An 18,564-nucleotide genomic window follows, 5' to 3' on the forward strand; every position below is an offset into this window, starting at 1 on the left:
TCACAGGGTGGGGCCATGAGCGATGAGAGTACGAAGGCGACGATCGAGGTCATCGGTCTGCGTAAACGCTTCGGGCCACAGCCGGCTCTGGACGGCATGACGTTCACCGTGCGGCCCGGACGGGTGACCGGCTTCGTCGGCCCGAACGGCGCGGGCAAGTCCACCACCATGCGCGTGATCCTGGGCCTTGACGCAGCTGACCAGGGAAAGGCCCTGGTCGGCGGGGTGCCCTACCGCACCCTGCGTCGCCCGCTTCGGCATCTGGGGGCACTGCTCGACGCCTCCGCGCTGCAGCCGAGCCGCACCGCCCGCAACCACCTGCTGTGGCTGGCCCACTCACAGGGCATGCCGCCCCGGCGCGTGGACGAGGTCATCGAACAGGCCGGCCTCGGCACGGCGGCCCGGCGCAAGGCCGGAGGCTTCTCGCTGGGCATGCGCCAGCGCCTGGGGATCGCGGCAGCACTGCTCGGTGACCCGCCGATCGTCATGCTGGACGAGCCGTTCAACGGCCTCGACCCCGACGGCATCGTGTGGATGCGCGGCTTCCTGACGGAGCTGGCCCGGCAGGACCGCGCCGTCCTGGTCTCCAGTCACCTGATGAGTGAACTCCAAGACACCGCGGACCATCTCGTGGTGATCGGCCGCGGCCGGGTCGTCGCGGACACCAGCGTGTCCGAGCTGCTCGCCGAGGCGTCCGGCCGCCGGGTCACCCTGCGTACCTCCGCGCCTCCGCGCGCCGCCCAGGTCCTGCACGGCGCGGGCGCCACCGTTCTCGCCACCGGCCCCGACACCCTCGGCGTCACCGGCCTGCCCGACGAGGAGATCGTGGCCCTGCTCGCCCGGAACGGGGTGCCGTTCTCCCAGGTGTCCGCACACCGGGCGACGCTCGAAGAGGCGTACATGGAGCTCACCCGGGACGCGGTGGAGTACCGAGGCATCCCGGCGGGGGAGGCCACGCGATGACAGCCACCCTCACCCCTCGCCCCCCGGCCACGAGGCGCGCTGAGCGGAGCGGGTTCCTCAGGACGCTGCACGCCGAGTGGACGAAGTTCCGTACGGTGCGCGGCTGGGTCCTCGCCCTGGCGGGGGCGCTCCTGGTGACGATCGTGGTCGGCCTGCTCGGCACGGCCGCCCCCGCCCCCGGCGGTCGCGGCGCCGACCCCGCCTCGTATCCGAAGGGCCCCGGCGGCGAGGCCGTCAACGACAGCTTCTACTTCGTCCACAGGACGCTCACCGGCGACGGCACCCTCACCGTTGCCCTGCGGTCCCTGACCGGTGTGGCCGACACCGGGACCGGCAAGACGGCCCCGGGCGCCCAGCCCTGGGCGAAGGCAGGGATCATCGTGAAGGAAAACCTCACCCAGGGATCCCCCTACGCGGCGGTCATGACCACCGGCGCCCACGGCGTGCGCATGCAGTACGACTACACACACGACACGGCAGGCCCTTCCGGCAAGGTCACCCAAAAGTCCCCGCGCTGGCTGCGCCTGGTCCGCTCCGGCGACAGCCTCACCGGTTACACCTCCACCGACGGCTCCCACTGGACCAAGCTCGGCCATGCCAAGCTGCCGGGGCTTGCGCGCACTGTGCGGGCCGGGCTCTTCGCCACGTCACCGCAGGCGAAGCAGGACACTGCGGCGGGCACGGGCTTCAGCCCCGCCGTGGCCACCGGCACCTTCGGCCGTCCCGGCCTCACCGGTGGCTGGTCCCAGAGCGCGTGGAGCGGCACACAGGTGGGCGGCGACGCGGGCACCTCCGGCAGCTACACGAACACCACCAAGGGCGGCTTCACCCAGACCGACGGCGGCGGGTTCACCGTGACCGGGGCCGGCGACATCGCACCGGTCGTCGGCGGGCCCGCCATGGGCGTCGGCTTCTCCGTCGAGAACTTCCTCGTCGGCACATTCGCCGGGCTGATCGTGGTGATCGCCGTGGGCACGGTGTTCATCACCGGCGAGTACCGGCGTGGTCTGCTGCGTACGACCATGGCGGCAACTCCCTTGCGGGGCCGGGTGCTTGGCGCCAAGGCGCTGGTGGCCGGGGGCCTCGCGTTCGCCATCGGCCTGGCCGCCGCCGCGATCACCCTTCCCATCGGGGAACGCAGCGCGCGCGGCAGAGGCTTCCATGTCTTCCCCGTCACGTCGGCGACCGAAGTGCGCGTCATGATCGGCACCGGCCTGCTCTGCGCAGCCGCCGCCGTGCTCGCTCTCGGCGTCGGTGCCCTGCTGCGGCGCAGCGGCACGGCGGTCGCCCTGGTCATCGCGTCGATCGTGCTGCCCTTCCTGCTCGCCACCTCCGGCGTACTGCCCCCGGGCGCCTCGGAGTGGCTGCTGCGGGTGACCCCGGCTGCGGGCTTCGCCATCCAGCAGACCCTGCCGCAGTACACACAGGTGCTCAGCGTCTACGAGCCGTCGACCGGCTACTACCCGCTGGCGCCCTGGGCCGGCCTCGCCGTGCTGTGCGGATACGCCGCACTCGCCTTCGGTCTGGCCGTGGTGCGGCTGCGCGGGAGAGACGTATGAGTCTCCCGAGCGGTGCACGCCTCACGAACACGGCTGACAGCGCGTGGCGAGGGGACTTCGGCCGCGCCCTGCGCGCGGAGTGGACAAAGCTGCGCACCGCAGGGGAAACAGGCAGGTTGCTCCTGCTCGCCGTCGCGCTGACCGTGGCCGTCGGCTGCGGCACAGCCAAGGCCGTGAAGTGCCCGGACGTGGGGTGCGGCCAGGACGCCGTCAAGGTCGCCCTGACCGGCGTCACCGTCGGGCAGGCGGTCATCGCCGTCTTCGCGGTGCTGGCCGTCAGCGGCGAGTACGGCACCGGGATGATCCGCACCACGCTCATGGCAGTGCCGAACCGGATCACCGTCCTCACCGCCAAGGCGACGATCCTCACCACGGTCGTCCTCGCCTCCGGGACGGCCGCCGTCCTGGCCTCCCTCCTCGCCGGCCGCTACATCCTGCCCGGCAACGGATTCACCGAGGCGCACGACTATGCCCCGCTCTCCCTGACCGACGGCCCGACCCTGCGGGCGGCCGTGGGCTCGGTCCTCTACCTCGTCCTGATCGCCCTGATCGGCCTCGGCGTGGCGACGGCGGTACGGGAGGCGGCGAGCGCCATCGGGATCGTGCTCGGGCTGCTCTACCTCTTCCCGGTCGTCACCCAGGTGGTCAACAACCCGGAGTGGCAGCGCCACCTCCAGCAGATCTCACCCATGACCGCCGGGCTCGCGATCCAAACCACCGTCCATCTGCACGACCTGCCCATCGGCCCATGGGCCGGCCTGGGCGTGCTCACCATGTGGACCGCGGCCGCGCTACTGGTCGGCAGCCTGCTGCTGCACAGGCGCGACGCATAGCCGAATCGAGCCATCCGCGAGCACGGTGGCTTCGGGCCCCAACGACTCTGGGAACGGACCGATAGCGCGTATACGACGGTCACCCCGGCTCCCTGCACCGCTATCCCTTCAGGTAGCGGTGCAGGAAGGTCTTGGGGATGCCGGCTGCCCTCCCCGCGCTGTGGCCGACGTTGCTGTCCAGGAGCAGTGTTTCTGATCAGGAGTGGGTGTTCTGGCCCGGGCTGATCAGTTTGGTGTGTGGCTGTGATCAGGCGGTCGCTGGTGCCTCGGTAGCCGTGGCGAGTCTGTGCGCTGGCCGTGGGCCGGGGTTCTGGTCTGCAGGTTTGTCAGGTAGCGGGCCGGATGATCAGGTCCTGTCATCTGTACTGCGTGCGGTGCATTTCCGGTGATCGTTGGTATGCCGCGGTGCTTGGGACGAGCCGCCCGTCGGCGCCTGTTGCGTGCGGTGCTGCGGCTGTTTGCGGCGCCGCGCGGCACGCCGGGTGGCTCCTGGCATCTACGGCCCGGCACCGGCACCACAAAACGGGGCGGCCTCGGCCTTTCCCGGCTCCCCACGCATGGCTTTCTGCCCCGGCGTGACCAAAGCCCACCCCACACACCACCCGGGTCCCACTGACGCCGGCATCACCGTTCCCGAATGCGCCAGATGTACACAGTGCTCGATGAGCTGGTGCCTGACTGCCAGTGGCAGGTCCTGGAGATGCCGGGGGTGCTGGCACCACCCGTCCGCGATCTGATCCTGCCAGCCGTCCGGCTGGAGACACCCCAGCCCAAGCGGCTGCCGGCTGAGCGCCGCGCGACGGCGTGATCTCGAGCCTGACCGCTGACTGAAACCGGTACGGGACCCATAGCGAGCCTGAGGGCCCGCCGGTTCACCTGCGGGGACTCGGGCTGCGCACGCCGTACCTTCGTCGAGCAGATACTCGGCTTGACGAAGGTACGGTCAGCGGACCGAGCGGTTGCGCGCCAGGCTGGCCGCGGTCGGCCTGGCCCTCGCGGGCCGGGCCGGAACCCGCACCGCCCGCGTTCTCGGGGTGTCCGTCAGCCGCAGCACCGTGCTCCGGCTGGTCGATGCGCTGCGCGAGCCCGATGTCCCCGCGCCTTGGGTGGTCGGCGTCAACAAGTACGAGCCCCAACTCATGAACAAAGCCACCACTGGTCGTCGTCGGCGAGACAGCCGCGGTGGCCGGGCTCGCGTGAACCTCCAGGACGCCAGGGTGCCGACCGTCTCCCTGCATCGTCGCCGAGCAGCCTGCGCAGTATTCGTATGCTCCCGGTCATGAGATTTTTACGGCGGCGTGGCCGAAGCGACGCGCATCGAATGACGGGAACGCCTGTGGCGGAGGGCAAAGCCCTTTACGAAGCGGGGCGTTACGCGGAGGCGGAGGCCGAAGCCCGTGCCGTGGCGCGATCGCGGCCACGCGACGACGAGTACGCAGCTGTGGCGCTGAACATCGCCGCGCTCGCGACGGGCGCCCAAGGCCGCAACGCAGAGGCACTCGCCACCTACGACGAAGCGCTGCCTGCCTTCAGCAGGATATTTGGAGCCGATCACTGGCTGACCATGAAGCTGCGCTCGGACCGCGCCCAGCAGATGATCTCGCTCGGTCAGTACGCCGAGTGCGAGGCAGAATGTGCGGCCGTCGCCGAGGCCGCGGGCCGCGGTACCGGCCCGGAAATGTCATTCCTGGCAGCGGCCGCCCGCAATGGGCTGGTCTTCGCCCTCAATGCGCAGGGGCGCCACCACGAGGCCGAAGCACTCGCCCGCGAGGCCCTGGCCGCCCATCGCGTACGTGACCGGGTGTCCCTCGTCCTGCGACTCGGCCTGGCTCGCAGCCTCAACGGCCAAGCCCGCTACGAAGAGGCCCTCACCGAGGTGCAGCGGGCCGACAAGCTGTACCGCGCTCTGCCCGATGACCAGCGCCATCCAGATACGGGCGCCGTCGAACTGGTCTTCGCTACGGCCCTGTTGGGGTTGCGACGCGCTCCCCATGCCCGTCGCCAGGCTGCAGCCGCTCATGATGCCTGCCTGGCCTCCTTCGGCCCAGACCACCGCCGCACCGTCGAAGCCCGAACGCTGCTCGAGCACATCGACGGCACTTGACCGTTGTGGGCTGGCCGCCTCACCGACGTCAGCGGGCCCCGGGTGAGAATCGCCGTACGCGCCCGGGGCCCGACCCGGGGGAGATACGGCCCAACGAGGTGTAACGGCCGCACGGCTGTGGTGGCACCCCTACTGGGAGACCGTCCCCTCGGTGCCGGCGGCACGGTCCGAGCTGCGGCAGCCGGCCCGCGCCCACGGAGCCGTCCGGGCCGCGTGACCGGGCGCGCCCCGGTCGACCAGCAGCACGAGGTTGCGCCAAGGGGTTGCGCCCGTCGGTTGCGCTGTATGTTGCGTCAAGGGTTGCCGCTACTGTTGCGCGCCCCGCAGGAGCGTCCTCGCATCCGTGCAGGTCACCACGCGGTTTCGCCGTGGTCGGCCCGCTGACATCCCCGTTGCGGCCGCTCTGCCCATGTCCCTTGGCTGGAGTGAAGGAGTAAGGGACGGGCGGGATGGGCGGCGCGGCCGCAACGGGGATCGGGGCGCGCTCAGCCGGTTGCGCGTCGGCCGGGGCCGCCGCGCCGCGCCGCCGTCAGCGCGCGTCAGGTGGGGGGACGTCGGAGGGGGAGAGGTCGGGGGAGGGCGGCGCAGGATGCAGGGGGCGAGCAGGCCGGCGAGCGTGCCGCTGAAACCTCCACCACCTGGTGACGGCGTGTGAGGGTTTCTTAGCCCAGCGGTGACGTTGCCGATGCGATACCGGGGCACCTGAACCCGGCACGGTCCATGCGGGTGTCCGGCAGGAGGAGCCAGTGGCCGGTCATGAGGTTTATGCGGCGAGCGCATTGTCGGTGGTGGCCGCGATATTGCTCGCGCGTTGGTGCTTGGCGGGCCGAAGCGGCAGGCCGCGCGCTGCTGCCGTTTCCCGCCGTGCCTCGCGCTGGACGGCGCTGAGGGAGGCCCGGAGGGGATCCACCGTGGCCCAAGCCGAGCAACGTCTGCCGACGGACGGGCCATGTGCTCAGGGGGCGGTGCAGGAGGCCGAAAATCTCGTGCACGGATACTGGCGCCGGCTCAGTCCTCTCTACCTGCCCAAGAGCGATCACCCTCAGCGTTGAGCCGGTCGGGCAGCGCACGGCCGGTATGGGGGATAGGTCAGTTGCTGAGGGCTTGGCGGAGGGTGTCGCGGCAGTCGATGACGGCGTCGACGCCGACGATCTGCAGGGTGCGCATCACGGCTTCGGTGGGTGCGGCCAGGCGTATCCAGCCGCCGGCCTCGGTGAGGGTGCGGTGGGCGGCGATGAAGATGTTCATGCCGGTGGAGTCCATGAAGGTGACCCGGCTCAGATCGACCACGATGCGGGGCGGGGAGCTCCGGTGGCGTCCAGGGCCTGGCGGAGTTTCTGGCTGGTGTCGTTGTCGATCTCTCCTGAGTGGGGAACCGTCGTCACCTCCGCGGGGCACCATACGCTTTGCCCGGCCTGCCAGCACCGCACCGTCGAAGGCATCAGCCAGCACTTGCCTGAGGAAACGATCGATCGCGCGTCCCCTCACCCGTGACGCTCAAACCCGGGGCCGGTTGCTGCCGACGCCAGCGTCCAGTCACCCCGGGAACGGTGCTGTTTCTCACCGACATTTTCGGGATCCGCGGTCCCCGAGCGCCGCCGATTGAACGTTGCCGGCTCCCACTTACAGAACCCGGCGTTCAGCCGTCTGGATACACTGCCCCGTCGGGCGGGACTTTTCCTCTGCCCGTGCCGGGACGGCGGCAGGCGGCTTGATGTGAAGGAGTCCGAGCGTGGATGCCCCACATGTGGCGGGCGGGCCCCCGGCGGTGCCCGGGAGTGCCGCGTTGGAGGTGAGCCCGTTGCCCGGCGGTCGTCCTGGGATACGTGCCCGTGGTGAGATCAGCGTCCTCACGCGTCCGTCGTGGGAGCAGGCCCTGTCCAAGCTGGCCCGACGGCATGCGGGCGTGTCGTACGTGGAGCTGTCGGATGTGGCGTTCGTCGACGTGGCCGGGGTGACCGCGCTGGCGGTCACCGCCATGAACCTGCCCGACGGCAGATTTGTGGTCGAGAATCCCCCGCCGCAGCTGCCGCGGGTTTTGGAGATGTTCTGGCCGGGCCTGGACCGGATCGAGGTGGCTCTGTGATGAGCACGGTGACCACCCACGAGGCGTTCGTGCACCCTGCCCTGTTCTACCGCACCGAGCAGGAGTACACGCGGCAGACGGTGGCCTTCCTGCGCGAGGGCCTGACCAACGGCGAGCCGATGGCCGTGGCGGTGCCCGGCCCCAACCTGGAGCTGATCAAGGCGGGTCTGGGCGGGGACGCCGAGGGCATCCTGTTCCTGGACATGACCGAGGCCGGCCGCAACCCTGGGCGGATCATCCCCAAGGTGCTGCGCGGATTCGCCGACGCCCACCCGATGGGGCGTGTGCGGATCATCGGCGAGCCGATCTGGGCCGGGCGCAGCGTGGTGGAGTACCCGGCGTGCGCGCAGCACGAGGCGCTGATCAACGCTGCGTTCGAGGGCCGGGCGGTGACGATCCTGTGCCCCTACGACGAGGTGCGGCTGGATCCGCAGGTGATCGCCGATGCGCGGGTTACCCACCCGACCCTCATCAGCGGGGAGGGCCGTGAGTCGGTCAGCGACACCTACGACTGGCAGGCGGTCGTCGACCGGTACAACCAGGCGCTTGTGCCTGCACCGGACGCCGCGGCCTTCTCCTACGGTGCTGATGACCTTCCGGCGGTCCGCCAGTTCGCTCTCGCTCAGGCGACGCGGCTGGGCCTGCCCGGGGACCGGCTGATGGATGTGGAGCTGGCGGTCGCGGAACTGACGACCAACAGCGTGGTCCACGGCGGAGGCCGCGGGACACTCGCCATCTGGGCCGAGCAGGGGCAGCTGGTGTGTGAGGTCCGCGATGCGGGCCGGCTGACCGATCCGCTGGCCGGCCGCCGCCCGCCGCAGCGCGACCAACTGGGCGGCCGGGGCCTGATGCTGGTCCACTACGTGACCGACCTGGTGCGCGTACACACCGGCGACGACGGCACGACCCTGCGCTTCTACCTCAGCTTGTAACAGCGCGCTTGGGCGGCCACCTGTCCGGGTGACCGCCCGCCCCGCTTCTTCCGCAAGCAGGACACCCGGCAACGTAGGTGACACCCCCAACTCCTCTCAGTGCGGCGGCGACGTCGGGTGGGGGACGTCGAGGGGGAGAGGTCGGTGCGGGCGCGGTGCCGGCGTGCGGGATGTCGCCACCGGCCGGACGCGTCGCGGGCGACGTCGACAATGACTTCCACCACCAGCTCCGGTTCCACCGGCGTCACGTCCAGCGTCTCCCTGCTGCCCCACCCGGCGGATTCTCTGTCCAGTCCAGCGTGTTAAGCCGAGCGTCTTATGGATCACCGCCCTAGCTGGCGCGCATCTCAAGCGGTGCCATCGCTGCAGATTCAATGACCGCCCGCACCCCCCTTGCATGTTCTATGCCATACCCCATAAGTTACCGACAGGTAGCCCATCCGTTCGTGGAGGAAGGGCGACGTCGTGGGGAGGTGCTGGGCAGGTGAGTCCGCGCAGGAGTGACAGCCGTGACCGGATGATCCTCAGTGCTGCCGCTCTGCTGCGGGAGTACGGCGCGAGCGCAACCAGCATCGACCGGGTGCTCGCTCACAGCGGAGCTCCTCGGGGCTCGGTGTATCACCACTTCCCTGGCGGGCGGGCGCAGCTCATCGACGAAGCGGTGGCACTGGCGGGGGACTTCATCGCGGGGCTGATCGACGCCGCCATGCAGGCGGATGATCCGGTGGCGGCCGTCGACGCGTTCTTCCTGTTGTGGCGTGACCGGCTCGTGGAGAGCGGCTTTCGGGCCGGCTGCCCGATCGTGGCGGTGGCTGTGGAGACCAATGATGATGCGCCCCAGCTTGCCCGTTCCGCCGCCGCGGTCTTCGCCCGCTGGCAGGAGGCCCTTGCGGCCCTCCTCCTGAGAAACGGCCTGGGCGAGGAACGCAGCCGCCGGCTCGGTGCCTTCATCATCGCCGCGGTCGAAGGCGCGGTGATCATGTGCCGGGCCGAGCAGAGCACCGCCCCGATCGAGGCCGCCGCCGCCGAGATCCATGACCTGCTCCTCTACGCCCTGCGCGACCGCCCCGGTGCCGGATCCGGTCCCCGGCCATAGCCCGCAGCCGCCCAGCCGCTTCACCTGCATGCCTCGAAGGAGTCGCCATGCCCTCGCTCGACCGTCAGAACAACGTCTTCGTCCTCGACCTCGGAGACGGTGAGAACCGCTTCCACCCCGACTGGCTCACCGCCGTCAGCGCCGCCCTCGACGAGGTGGAGAAGGCGGAAGGCCCTCGCGCCCTGGTCACCGCCGCCACCGGAAAGTTCTACTCCAACGGGCTCGATCTGGACTGGCTGTTCGCCCACGCCGACCAGCACCAGAAGTACGTCGTCTCCGTCCATGAGCTGTTCGCGCGGATGCTGTCGCTGCCGGTCATCACCGTGGCCGCGCTGCAGGGGCACACCTTCGCCGCCGGTGCGATGTTCTCCCTCGCCCACGACTTCCGGGTCATGCGCGCCGACCGCGGCTACTGGTGCCTGCCCGAAGCGGACATCAACATCCCCTTCACCCCCGGCATGGCCGCACTCATCCAGTCCCGGCTGGCACCGCAGACCGCGCACGAGGCCATGCTCACCGCCCGCCGCTACGGCGGCACCGCCGCCGCGGCCGCCGGCATCGTCGACCAGGCCGTCGCCGAGGACGCCGTGCGCTCCACCGCCATCGAGATCGCCCAGGCACAGGTGAACAAGGCCGGCGACACCCTCGGCACCATCAAGGCCCGCATGTACGCCCCGGCCCTGGCCACCCTGCGCGACACCACCAACCCGCTCGGCTGAGCCAGCGCCTCACTATCCCCACCAAGCCGCGCCCCGGGCGCTTCCCCCTGGGGCGCGGGCCGCACCCGCCGTCCACCGCATGAGGAGACAGGGCCGATGACAGCCGACACCGCCTGGCACAAGAGCGCGTGCATCCTGTGCGAGAACAACTGCGGCATCCAGATCCAGACCGACGGCCGCCGCTTCACCAAGATCCGCGGCGACAAAGAGCACGTCGCCACCGCCGGCTACACCTGCAACAAGGCCCTGCGTCTGGACCACTACCAAAACGGCGGCACCCGGCTGACGACCCCGCTGCGCCGGGAGGCGGACGGCACCTTCACCCCCATCGACTGGGACACCGCCATCCGCGAAATCGCTACCCGCCTGAAGACCGTACGCGACACCCACGGCGGCGAATCGATCTTCTTCTACGGCGGCGGAGGACAGGGCAACCACCTCGGCGGCGCCTACAGCGGCGCCCTGCTACGCGCCCTCGGCGCCCGCTACCGCTCCAACCCGCTCGCCCAGGAGAAGACCGGCGAGGGCTTCGTCGACGCCCACCTCACCGGCGGACACACCACCGGAGACTTCCAGAACGCCGAAGTCTCCCTGTTCCTTGGCAAGAACCCCTGGCAGTCCCACGGCGTCCCGCGCGCCCGCACCGTACTCAAGGACATTGCCAAGGACCCCACCCGCACCATGATCGTCATCGACCCGGTGCGTACCGAGACCGCCGACCTCGCCGACATCCACCTCCAGGTGAGGCCCGGCACTGACGCCTGGTGTCTGGCCGGCCTCCTCGGCATCCTGGCCCAGGAAGACCTCCTCGACCACGCCTTCCTCACCACCCGCACCACCGGCGCCGACACGGTAATCAAGCAGCTCAAAGAGGTGGACGTCGCCCGCTGCGCGCAGACCTGCGGCGTGGACGAGGACCTGCTGCGCCAGACGGCACGCAGGATCGGCACCGCCTCCAGCGTCGCGACGTACGAAGACCTGGGCGTGCAGCAGGGACCCAACAGCACGCTGGTGTCCTACCTCAACAAGCTGACCTGGCTGCTGACCGGGAACTTCGCCAAGCCCGGCGCCATGCAGCCGCACTCGTGGATCGCTCCGCTGGCCCGCTACAACACCAGCCCGCGCCGCACCCCCGTCACCGGCGCGCGGATGCCCGGGGGCCTGGTTCCCTGCAACGTCATCGCCGAGGAGATCCTCACCGACCACCCCGACCGGTTCCGGGCGATCATCATCGAGTCGTCCAACCCGGCGCACTCCCTGGCCGACTCCGCCGCCTTCGCCCAGGCACTTGCAGCGCTCGACCTGGTCGTCGTCATCGACATCGCCCTGACCGAGACCGGGCGCCAGGCCGACTACGTGCTGCCAGCCGCCTCCCAGTTCGAGAAGTGGGAAGCGACGTTCTTCACCTTCGAGTTCCCCCACAACACCTTCCACCTGCGCGCCCCCGTACTCGACCCGCTGCCCGCCACTCTGCCCGAACCCGAGATCTACGCCCGCCTCATCCGCGAACTGAACGCCGTCCCCGGCGGCAGGCTGACCGCGCTGCGCACGGCTGCCCACCTGGGCCGCACCGCATACAAGGTCGCCTTCGCCGCTCTGGCCGCCATCGACAAAAGCACCTTCGCCATGGCTCCGTACCTGCTGTACGAGACCCTCGGTCCTACCCTGCCCGCAGGCGCCCGGTCCGCCGCGGTGTTGTGGGCGCTCGCGCAGCGCATCGCCAAGGAGTACCCCGCCGCCATGCGCCGGGCCGGACACCAAAACGCCGACACACTGTTCGATGCCATGCTGGATGGTCGCTCCGGAATTACGTTCACCGAGGACGAGTACGACGACGCCTGGAACTACGTGCCCCATCCCGGCCACCGCATCCCGCTGCCCATCCCCGAACTCCTCGGCCTCCTCGCCGACCTGGACACCACCCCGGCCGTCCACACCACCGAGGACTTCCCCATCGTCCTGGTCGCCGGCCAGCGCCGGGCCTTCACCGCGAACACGATCTTCCGCGACAACACCTGGCGCAAGCGCGACCAACAGGGCACCCTGCGGGTCAGCTCGCACGACGCCGAACAACTCGGGCTGTCCGACAGAGCCCTCGCCCGAATCACCACGAATCGCGGCACCGCTCAGGCAGTCGTCGAGATCGACGACCGCCTGCAGCCAGGGCACGCCGCCCTGCCCAACGGCTTCGGCCTAGACCTGCCCACCGAGGAGGGCGACACCGAACGCACCGGCGTCGCCCTGAACACCCTCACCGACCTCACCTGGCGCGACCCCATCGCCGGCACCCCCTGGCACAAGCACGTGCCCGCCCGCATCGAGCCCTCCCCACCTGACGAACACACCGCCTCTCACGGCGGCGGCACCCCCAGCACCATGCAAGGAGAACGACCGTGACGACCACCGACTTCGCCGCCATGACCGGCCTGGAACTGATGCGCTGGGTGCAGACCGAACGGCCCACCGACAGCCCCTCCATCGGCCGCCTGCTCGGCATGCGCTTCGACGAGGTCGACCACGGCCGCATCGTCATCTCCCTCGACACCCGCCCCGACTTCGCCAACCCCCTCGGCACCGTCCACGGCGGCATCGCCGCCACCCTCCTCGACTCCGCCATGGGCTGCGCCGTCCACACAACCCTCCCGGCGGGCACCAGGTACACCACCCTCGAACTCAAGGTCAACTACATCCGCGCCGCCCGCACCAACGGCCAAACCCTCACCGCCGAAGGCACCGTCATCCACACCGGCCGCCGCACCGCCACCGCCGAGGGAAAGGTCCTCGACGAACAGGGCAAACTCATCGCCCACGCCACCACCACCTGCATGATCCTGTAGATCGCCCGGCCGAAAACCGGGCGGCGCAACTGCCGGCCGTTGCTGACACCCACACGACGAGTTCGCCGTCCAGGGCGGTCGCGTCCGGCATCTGCACCGCGCCGGCCACGATCTCCGGGAACGCGGGGCTCATCTCGGGTGCCGCGCCGGGAGCGCAGCACCACCTTCCCTGCGTCGGCGGAGACCAGGGCCCGGAAGCCGTCCCACTTCACTTCGGCGGCCCAGCCGGGCCGGAGGTCGGGGTGGGGGGTGGGGGTGCTGAGCATGGGCTCGGGCAGGGCCGTGCCGACCTCGTCACCGGTCCGCTCGTTCACCCTGCGATTGCGGATCTGGTCGGCAGTGCCGCGCTGGAGCTGGTGGAAGTGGACGGTTTGGTCCTCGGTCGCGGAGTACAGACCGACTGGCACGGTCACCAGCCCTGCCGCCCGGCGCCGCCCCGGGCCCCCGTCCCGGTGAAGCGGACCCGATCGGCCGCCCAGTCGCCCAGCCGCTGCCACGGGCGCAGCCGTCCGAGCAGATAGCCCGCCGCGAGCGCGGCGGCCGCGGTGACGACGACGCCCACCATCAGGACCACCGCATGCCGATCGCGGACAGTGCCTCGATCCGTTCCGGCGTCAGCGTCGCGGCCCGGCTGCGCTGATTCCCGATCCATGCCCCAAGCCGAAGCTCCCGCTCCTCTTGGTCCTCGCCGCTGTCGCTGTCTCCGTTGCCGCCGATGGTGATGCGTTCGGTGTGTTTGCGGGGGACGCGTAGGTGTCCTTCGCGCTGGTAGTACTGTTTGGCGGCGGTGTAGTTGAGGGCCCATTTGTCGGCCTGGCTCGTGCGTGGCTTGGGTTTCTCGTCCTCGGTGGCGGGTTGGATGCCGAGGATGTGTTCGCTCATCCACTGCTGGACGGTGGTGAGCTTGTCCCACCCCAGCCGCTGGGCACGCACCCACCGCCCCAGGTCCTCGCCTTGGCGCACGACGTCACCCGGTGACATGGGTAGCGCGCCGCCGGCGTCCAGGTGGAGCCGGACGAGGTGGAAGGCGCGTTGCCATTCCACGGGCCAGACCGGGCACCACGACGGATCGATCTCCTCCAGCTGCTCCCGCCGCTCGTCCGACAGCGCCCCGGCCGAAGACCCCACGGGTAGGCCCTCGACGCGCCGCTGTTCGATCTCGGCAGCCTTGCGGGCGGCGGCCCGCGCGTTCTTCAGCCAGATGCCCACCCGGTAGCCCTGGTAGGTGGCGCCCAGCGGCGCCAGGAGGTGGCCCGCCTCGGCCGCCCACCCGCGCGCCGCCGCGAGACCTTCCTCCCACGCGACGTCGAAGTGCGACCAGACCATGCCCAGCCTCTCCAGCTGCGCGACGCGGTCCTCGTCCATGTCCCCGCAGGCGTAGAAGCGCCTGGCGTCGGCGATCCACTGCCCCAGTGGGAACCCGGCGAGCGCGGCCGGCCACGCCTCGGCTTCAGCCTCCTGGTCTTCGCGGCCGGGCACGCGGTACGTGAAGGGGACCTTCAGGTCGCCGTGCAGCCGCTGGTAGATGGCGGCGGCCTCGATGCCGCGTCGAAAGTGGGCGTGTTCGGGGTTGAGGACGCGGAGTTTGATGAAGGCGGCCAGCTGCGCCGGATCACGTGGGGTGCTGAACTTGAGTAGTTCCCGGGCCGGTACCGACAGTCGGTTGCTTCGGTCGCTCGCGGCTCCCTCGCCTTCCTCGCCGCCCGAGCGGCTCTGCACGCCCCGGACACGGCTCCGTGCCTGCTGCTCGGCGAGCTGCTCCACCACCCGGGCGTCGTGCGCCCTGAGGGCCTCCAGCAGCTTTGCCAACCCGCCGTACGCCCGGGAGGTGAGCATGTTGTCCGCTGTCTCGCCCGGCCCGAGCAGTACCGGCACCACGAGCGAGGCGATCTTCCCCTCGCCTGGCTGCATGCGCAGCGCGCGGCCCACGGCTTGGACGAGGTCGGGCATCGAGCCGCGCACGTCTGCCCAGTAGACGGAGTCGCAGTTCTTGGTGTCGACGCCTTCGCCCAGGACCTTCACCGAGCCCAGAAAGCCCTTCTCCACAACCGTGCCGTCCCTGGCGATTCCAGCCGCGAACTCCTCGAGGACCCGCCGGCGGTGGCCAGGCTTGTGCTCGCCGCACAGCCAGTTCGCCCAGATCGTGCGCGGGTACAGCTCCGGGTCGGCAGCGTGCAGCTGTGCGGCGACGTCGGGCAGGCCGGCCGCGAACGCCTCGGCCTCCTTGACGACGTGGTGGAAGACGAGGGTACGTCGGAAGCCTTCCTCCGACGACGCCTTGAGCAGGGCGGTCTGCAGAGCGGCGAGCCGCGCCCCGCGCACCTCTGCCGAGCGGCCCTCCACGCCCAGGAGCTGCGCGGCCTGGAGCGCGGTGTCGGTGACGTCCACGCACACGACCTGGTAAGGGGCACAGATTCCCCTGTCGATGGCCTCCGACAGCGTCAGCGTGTAGCAGCGCGCCCCGAACACGCCGGCCGGATCGTCCTCCATGGAGGCCACCAGCTCACCCGGCGCACTCTGCTGCTCCTGGTCCTCGTCGAGCTGCCACAGCCGGGGCGTGGCGGTCATGTACAGCCGGCGCAGGGCGGGGATGCGGGTGTTGTCGTGGACGACCGCCCACGGCTTGCCCAACCGCCCCGAGGTCCGGTGCGCCTCGTCGACCACGATCAGGTCCCACCCCGGAAGGCCGGCCTGGTGTGCGCGCTCGAGCGTGCCGAGGCCGAGGGAGGCGTAGGTGGCGAACACGGTGATCTTGTCGAGGGGCCGCACCCAGTCGACCAGCTCGTCCACGTCGGTGGTGTTGGGGAAGGCAGCCTCCTCGCCGCGCAGAGACGAGACCCCGACCGTCGGGCCGGTGCGGCCGCCCTCGCGCCACGCGGTTTCGGTCTGGGCGAGCAGGTCCAGCGACGGCACGAGGACCAGCACACGGCCGGCACGCAGCTCCTCGGCACTGCGTACGGCGACGAGGGTCTTGCCGGTCCCGGTGGCCATGATCACCTGAGTGCGCAGACCCGGCTCGGGCACAGTGGATCGTGCAGGAAATTCGAGCGCCCGGAGTACGGCGTCCATGGCTTCTCGCTGATGGGGACGGAGTTCCTGCACAGCCATTCCGATCTACTCTCTTCTGGGAGCTAGACGACCGTTCTCCGACGCCACCTAAACAACCAGCCTGCAGACGACAGGCGTTGGACCTCGGGTGGCTCGACCGAGACTGCGATACACGCCCGTGATCCGAGACACGCACAGGCTATGTCGCAGCAGCACAGATCTCACAACGCTGGAGCCATCTAAATCCAGAGTCTATCGCAGAGTCAAAATGAGGCAGCCAACGTGAGTGAATCAACTTCGATGCCACGGGTACTCCGCATCCAAAGCCAACACGTCCATTTCGTTCCCGGGAGAGTCATGACGCAGGAGACTGAAAGCGAGAAGGGCAACCGGTTCTGCAAGGCATGCGGCACGCCGGCTGAAGACGGGAAGCTGTGCAGTCACTGCGGCACGGTCCTGGACTTCCCTGATGAGGGTGGGCTGATCGAAGACCAAGGTGCAGCGGTACGACGAGACTTCGAAGGACGCACCGAGGACACCGGGCGGGGGAGCGCAGGGGGCCCGCCTGGGCCTTAAGCGCAGCGGAAGGCCCCGCCGTGGCAAGATGCCGGTATGACGATCGCTGCCCGAAAGGGTCATGCCGCGTAGGCGGCCGGGCGCCATGCGTGCCCCTCACCCCAAGCTCTACGCATTGCACCAGCCGTACCGGATCGACCGGTTGTCGCCGCGGACGTCCGCTGCTGTGCACCGGGCTGAGCGGGAGACAGACGCTGAAGAAGTATGGCCCGGCGCTACTGAGACGGCCCTGTACTGGTGCCGGCGGTTCCTCGCCCGGCCAGGCCGGTATCTCGAGATCTCTTACGCTGTGTGTCCGTGCCCTTCGGACAGCCTGGAAGACGTGACTGAGGCCAGGGAATTGCTGGAGCGGGTGGTGGTATTACTGCCCCTCCCGGCGCGCCGAGAACTCGAGGCACTTCTTGCTGCGTTTGACGCGGAGCTGTGGCGCCGAACCCTCCCAGATCCGTTCGCGTTGCGTGATCCCCGACGCAGAGGTGGCAGCTGGTGGCATCACAGGCTTCGAGGAGAGCCGTTCGGATGAATCGAGGAGAACCATTCCGACTACAAGCCATGGTTCTCGCCGGTCTTCACCCCCGGGTCCGGTGAGATCGAATCAGGACTGTTCGCGCTGCAGGCTGCGCTCGGTGCGGGAGTGTTCGGCTTTGCGCTCGGGGCGATGTGGCAGCGTAGGCGCTCCGAACGTGAGGCGATCGCACTGGCCGGTGACGTCGACGCTATGGCCGCGAGCGCTGGCGAGGGTGACCGGACATGAGTGCTGGCACCGCCGCGATCGATAGCGTTGCGTGGAGGTCGACGTGGCGCCGCCGGCCGGTCGCAGAGAAGGTCATTCTCTTCGGCGGGATCGTCGGATGTGCGGTGGTGCTTGCCCCGGTTCCGGCGGCGCCACTGTTGATCGTGGTGACCCTGATCGCCGCGCGACGAGCCGGGGTTCCGTTTGCGCACGTGCTCCGTACCGCCCGAGGACCTGCGGCATTTATTGCGATCGCGGCGCTGTCGACTGCGGTATCGATCGATTTCGGCGCTCTGACGATATCAATGACTGCGCACACGGCTTTGGGTGCAGCTGAACTCGCACTGCGTGCGATGACGGCATCACTGGCGATGCTCGTCTTTGCCTCCACGACACCGATGACCACGTTGACGACGGCGCTACGGCGGGCGGGGCTCCCGGCGGCCTGTGTTGACGTCATCGGAATCATGTATCGCATGGTGTTCGTGCTGGTGGAGTCGCTGGCAACGATCCGGCAGGCGCAGGTCGCGCGACTGGGCTATGCGGTATTTCGACGATCACTCAACTCAGTGGGCCTCCTGACCGCGGCCGTGCTGATCCGGTCTTGGACTCAGGCACAACGGCTGGAGACCGGATTGGCGGGTCGCGACCAGGGTATCGGTATGCCGGTTCTGTATCGGCAGCCGGTGAGCCGACAATTCATCTTCGGCTCGGTATCCGTTCTTATTGGTGTTGTCGCACTAACAGTTTCGTGGGAGATGGCATGAGCCATAGATCGCTGAGCGCCGAACATGTGGCGTTCGCCTATCACGGTGCGAGCGATACGCTGATCGACGTCGATATCGAGATGGCACCGCGCTCACGCGTGGCACTGCTGGGTGCCAACGGATCGGGAAAGACAACGCTGCTCCGAATACTGGCCGGATCGCTGCGGCCCTCGCGCGGGACGGTCAGTCTTGACCACACCCCTATCAAGTACGGCAGGGCAGGGCTGCGTACTCACCGTCAGAATGTGCAGTTGGTTCTGCAGAACCCGGATGATCAGCTGTTCTCGGCGGATGTCAGACACGACATCGCC

The 18,564-nt window shown here is 69.5% G+C and carries 18 protein-coding genes and 1 pseudogene; 15 read left to right on the forward strand and 4 right to left on the reverse strand.

Annotation, left to right across the window (positions count from 1 at the left end; genetic code table 11):
* Nucleotides 1-15: 15 nt before the first annotated feature.
* The 6 genes from ABT116_RS11310 (at nucleotide 16) to ABT116_RS50855 (ending at nucleotide 5,676) form a co-directional block, all read left to right on the forward strand.
* Complete coding sequence (locus ABT116_RS11310; RefSeq protein WP_351630982.1) at nucleotides 16-963, forward strand: ABC transporter ATP-binding protein; 948 nt, start codon at nucleotides 16-18, stop codon at nucleotides 961-963.
* Nucleotides 960-2,522 (forward strand): DUF1349 domain-containing protein, encoded by a 1,563-nt coding sequence (locus ABT116_RS11315; protein WP_351630985.1) that lies wholly within the window; start codon nucleotides 960-962, stop codon nucleotides 2,520-2,522. Before ABT116_RS11310 ends, ABT116_RS11315 begins: the two co-directional genes overlap by 4 nt.
* Complete coding sequence (locus ABT116_RS11320) at nucleotides 2,519-3,355, forward strand: ABC-2 transporter permease (RefSeq protein WP_351630988.1); 837 nt, start codon at nucleotides 2,519-2,521, stop codon at nucleotides 3,353-3,355. The genes ABT116_RS11315 and ABT116_RS11320 overlap by 4 nt, the downstream gene beginning before the upstream one ends.
* A 637-nt stretch (nucleotides 3,356-3,992) precedes the next feature.
* The gene (locus ABT116_RS11325) at nucleotides 3,993-4,163 is read left to right on the forward strand and encodes a hypothetical protein (RefSeq protein WP_351630991.1); all 171 of its coding nucleotides are present in this window, start codon (nucleotides 3,993-3,995) and stop codon (nucleotides 4,161-4,163) included.
* A 513-nt stretch (nucleotides 4,164-4,676) separates the two neighbouring features.
* A complete protein-coding gene (locus tag ABT116_RS11330) occupies nucleotides 4,677-5,459 on the forward strand; it encodes a tetratricopeptide repeat protein (protein WP_351630993.1) in 783 nt (260 codons plus the stop codon).
* Between the two features lie 115 nt (nucleotides 5,460-5,574).
* Nucleotides 5,575-5,676 carry a DUF8825 domain-containing protein gene (locus ABT116_RS50855; RefSeq protein WP_502983855.1) on the forward strand — a complete coding sequence of 34 codons (102 nt, stop codon included), beginning with the start codon at nucleotides 5,575-5,577 and terminating at the stop codon, nucleotides 5,674-5,676.
* 872 nt (nucleotides 5,677-6,548) lie between these two features.
* On the opposite strand, the gene ABT116_RS11335 is transcribed toward ABT116_RS50855, so the two are convergent.
* On the reverse strand, nucleotides 6,549-6,749 hold the full coding sequence (locus ABT116_RS11335; RefSeq protein ID WP_351630996.1) for an STAS domain-containing protein: 201 nt from the start codon (nucleotides 6,747-6,749) through the stop codon (nucleotides 6,549-6,551).
* 442 nt (nucleotides 6,750-7,191) lie between these two features.
* Between ABT116_RS11335 and ABT116_RS11340 the strand changes: the two genes are divergently transcribed.
* The 6 genes from ABT116_RS11340 to ABT116_RS11365 all read left to right on the forward strand — a co-directional run bounded on the left by ABT116_RS11340 (nucleotide 7,192) and on the right by ABT116_RS11365 (nucleotide 13,129).
* A complete protein-coding gene (locus ABT116_RS11340; protein WP_351630998.1) occupies nucleotides 7,192-7,545 on the forward strand; it encodes an STAS domain-containing protein in 354 nt (117 codons plus the stop codon).
* Nucleotides 7,545-8,477, forward strand: coding sequence for an anti-sigma factor RsbA family regulatory protein (locus tag ABT116_RS11345; RefSeq protein ID WP_351631001.1), 933 nt, complete (start codon nucleotides 7,545-7,547; stop codon nucleotides 8,475-8,477). The genes ABT116_RS11340 and ABT116_RS11345 overlap by 1 nt, the downstream gene beginning before the upstream one ends.
* 517 nt (nucleotides 8,478-8,994) lie before the next feature.
* On the forward strand, nucleotides 8,995-9,573 hold the full coding sequence (locus ABT116_RS11350) for a TetR/AcrR family transcriptional regulator (protein WP_351631017.1): 579 nt from the start codon (nucleotides 8,995-8,997) through the stop codon (nucleotides 9,571-9,573).
* Between the two features lie 47 nt (nucleotides 9,574-9,620).
* Nucleotides 9,621-10,292 (forward strand): enoyl-CoA hydratase-related protein, encoded by a 672-nt coding sequence (locus ABT116_RS11355; protein WP_351631003.1) that lies wholly within the window; start codon nucleotides 9,621-9,623, stop codon nucleotides 10,290-10,292.
* Nucleotides 10,293-10,388: 96 nt separating this feature from the next.
* Entirely contained in the window at nucleotides 10,389-12,689 is a 2,301-nt protein-coding gene (locus tag ABT116_RS11360) for a molybdopterin-dependent oxidoreductase (RefSeq protein WP_351631004.1), read from the forward strand.
* Nucleotides 12,686-13,129: a PaaI family thioesterase gene (locus ABT116_RS11365; protein ID WP_351631005.1), complete on the forward strand. Its 444-nt coding sequence runs from the start codon at nucleotides 12,686-12,688 to the stop codon at nucleotides 13,127-13,129. The genes ABT116_RS11360 and ABT116_RS11365 overlap by 4 nt, the downstream gene beginning before the upstream one ends.
* Before the next feature lie 344 nt (nucleotides 13,130-13,473).
* Here ABT116_RS11365 and ABT116_RS50860 read toward each other — a convergent pair.
* The 3 genes and pseudogenes from ABT116_RS50860 to ABT116_RS11380 all read right to left on the reverse strand — a co-directional run.
* A pseudogene (locus ABT116_RS50860) lies at nucleotides 13,474-13,542 on the reverse strand (hypothetical protein); the annotation flags it as partial.
* Nucleotides 13,539-13,694 carry a hypothetical protein gene (locus tag ABT116_RS11375; protein ID WP_351631007.1) on the reverse strand — a complete coding sequence of 52 codons (156 nt, stop codon included), beginning with the start codon at nucleotides 13,692-13,694 and terminating at the stop codon, nucleotides 13,539-13,541. The gene ABT116_RS11375 and the pseudogene ABT116_RS50860, both read right to left, overlap by 4 nt.
* A complete protein-coding gene (locus ABT116_RS11380) occupies nucleotides 13,694-16,237 on the reverse strand; it encodes a DEAD/DEAH box helicase (protein ID WP_351631010.1) in 2,544 nt (847 codons plus the stop codon). Before ABT116_RS11380 ends, ABT116_RS11375 begins: the two co-directional genes overlap by 1 nt.
* A 1,039-nt stretch (nucleotides 16,238-17,276) precedes the next feature.
* Here ABT116_RS11380 and ABT116_RS11385 point away from each other — a divergent pair.
* The 3 genes from ABT116_RS11385 to ABT116_RS11395 form a co-directional block, all read left to right on the forward strand.
* Complete coding sequence (locus ABT116_RS11385; protein ID WP_351631019.1) at nucleotides 17,277-17,507, forward strand: energy-coupling factor ABC transporter substrate-binding protein; 231 nt, start codon at nucleotides 17,277-17,279, stop codon at nucleotides 17,505-17,507.
* Entirely contained in the window at nucleotides 17,504-18,253 is a 750-nt protein-coding gene (gene cbiQ / locus ABT116_RS11390; RefSeq protein ID WP_351631012.1) for a cobalt ECF transporter T component CbiQ, read from the forward strand. Before ABT116_RS11385 ends, cbiQ begins: the two co-directional genes overlap by 4 nt.
* Nucleotides 18,250-18,564, forward strand: a 315-nt coding sequence (locus ABT116_RS11395) for an ATP-binding cassette domain-containing protein (RefSeq protein WP_351631015.1), incomplete at its 3' end; no start/stop codon positions are given. The genes cbiQ and ABT116_RS11395, both read left to right, overlap by 4 nt.

Source organism: Streptomyces sp. NPDC002130, assembly GCF_040296465.1.
Classification (GTDB): domain Bacteria; phylum Actinomycetota; class Actinomycetes; order Streptomycetales; family Streptomycetaceae; genus Streptomyces.

Bases quoted from the DNA above. Each gene is read 5' to 3' on its own strand.
- ABT116_RS11310 (WP_351630982.1), top strand. From the start codon at position 16: ATGAGCGATGAGAGTACGAAGGCGACGATCGAGGTCATCGGTCTGCGT.
- ABT116_RS11315 (WP_351630985.1), top strand. From the start codon at position 960: ATGACAGCCACCCTCACCCCTCGCCCCCCGGCCACGAGGCGCGCTGAG.
- ABT116_RS11320 (WP_351630988.1), top strand. From the start codon at position 2,519: ATGAGTCTCCCGAGCGGTGCACGCCTCACGAACACGGCTGACAGCGCG.
- ABT116_RS11325 (WP_351630991.1), top strand. From the start codon at position 3,993: ATGCGCCAGATGTACACAGTGCTCGATGAGCTGGTGCCTGACTGCCAG.
- ABT116_RS11330 (WP_351630993.1), top strand. From the start codon at position 4,677: ATGACGGGAACGCCTGTGGCGGAGGGCAAAGCCCTTTACGAAGCGGGG.
- ABT116_RS11345 (WP_351631001.1), top strand. From the start codon at position 7,545: ATGAGCACGGTGACCACCCACGAGGCGTTCGTGCACCCTGCCCTGTTC.
- ABT116_RS11350 (WP_351631017.1), top strand. From the start codon at position 8,995: ATGATCCTCAGTGCTGCCGCTCTGCTGCGGGAGTACGGCGCGAGCGCA.
- ABT116_RS11355 (WP_351631003.1), top strand. From the start codon at position 9,621: ATGCCCTCGCTCGACCGTCAGAACAACGTCTTCGTCCTCGACCTCGGA.
- ABT116_RS11360 (WP_351631004.1), top strand. From the start codon at position 10,389: ATGACAGCCGACACCGCCTGGCACAAGAGCGCGTGCATCCTGTGCGAG.
- ABT116_RS11375 (WP_351631007.1), bottom strand. From the start codon at position 13,694: ATGGTGGGCGTCGTCGTCACCGCGGCCGCCGCGCTCGCGGCGGGCTAT.
- ABT116_RS11380 (WP_351631010.1), bottom strand. From the start codon at position 16,237: ATGGCTGTGCAGGAACTCCGTCCCCATCAGCGAGAAGCCATGGACGCC.
- cbiQ (WP_351631012.1), top strand. From the start codon at position 17,504: ATGAGTGCTGGCACCGCCGCGATCGATAGCGTTGCGTGGAGGTCGACG.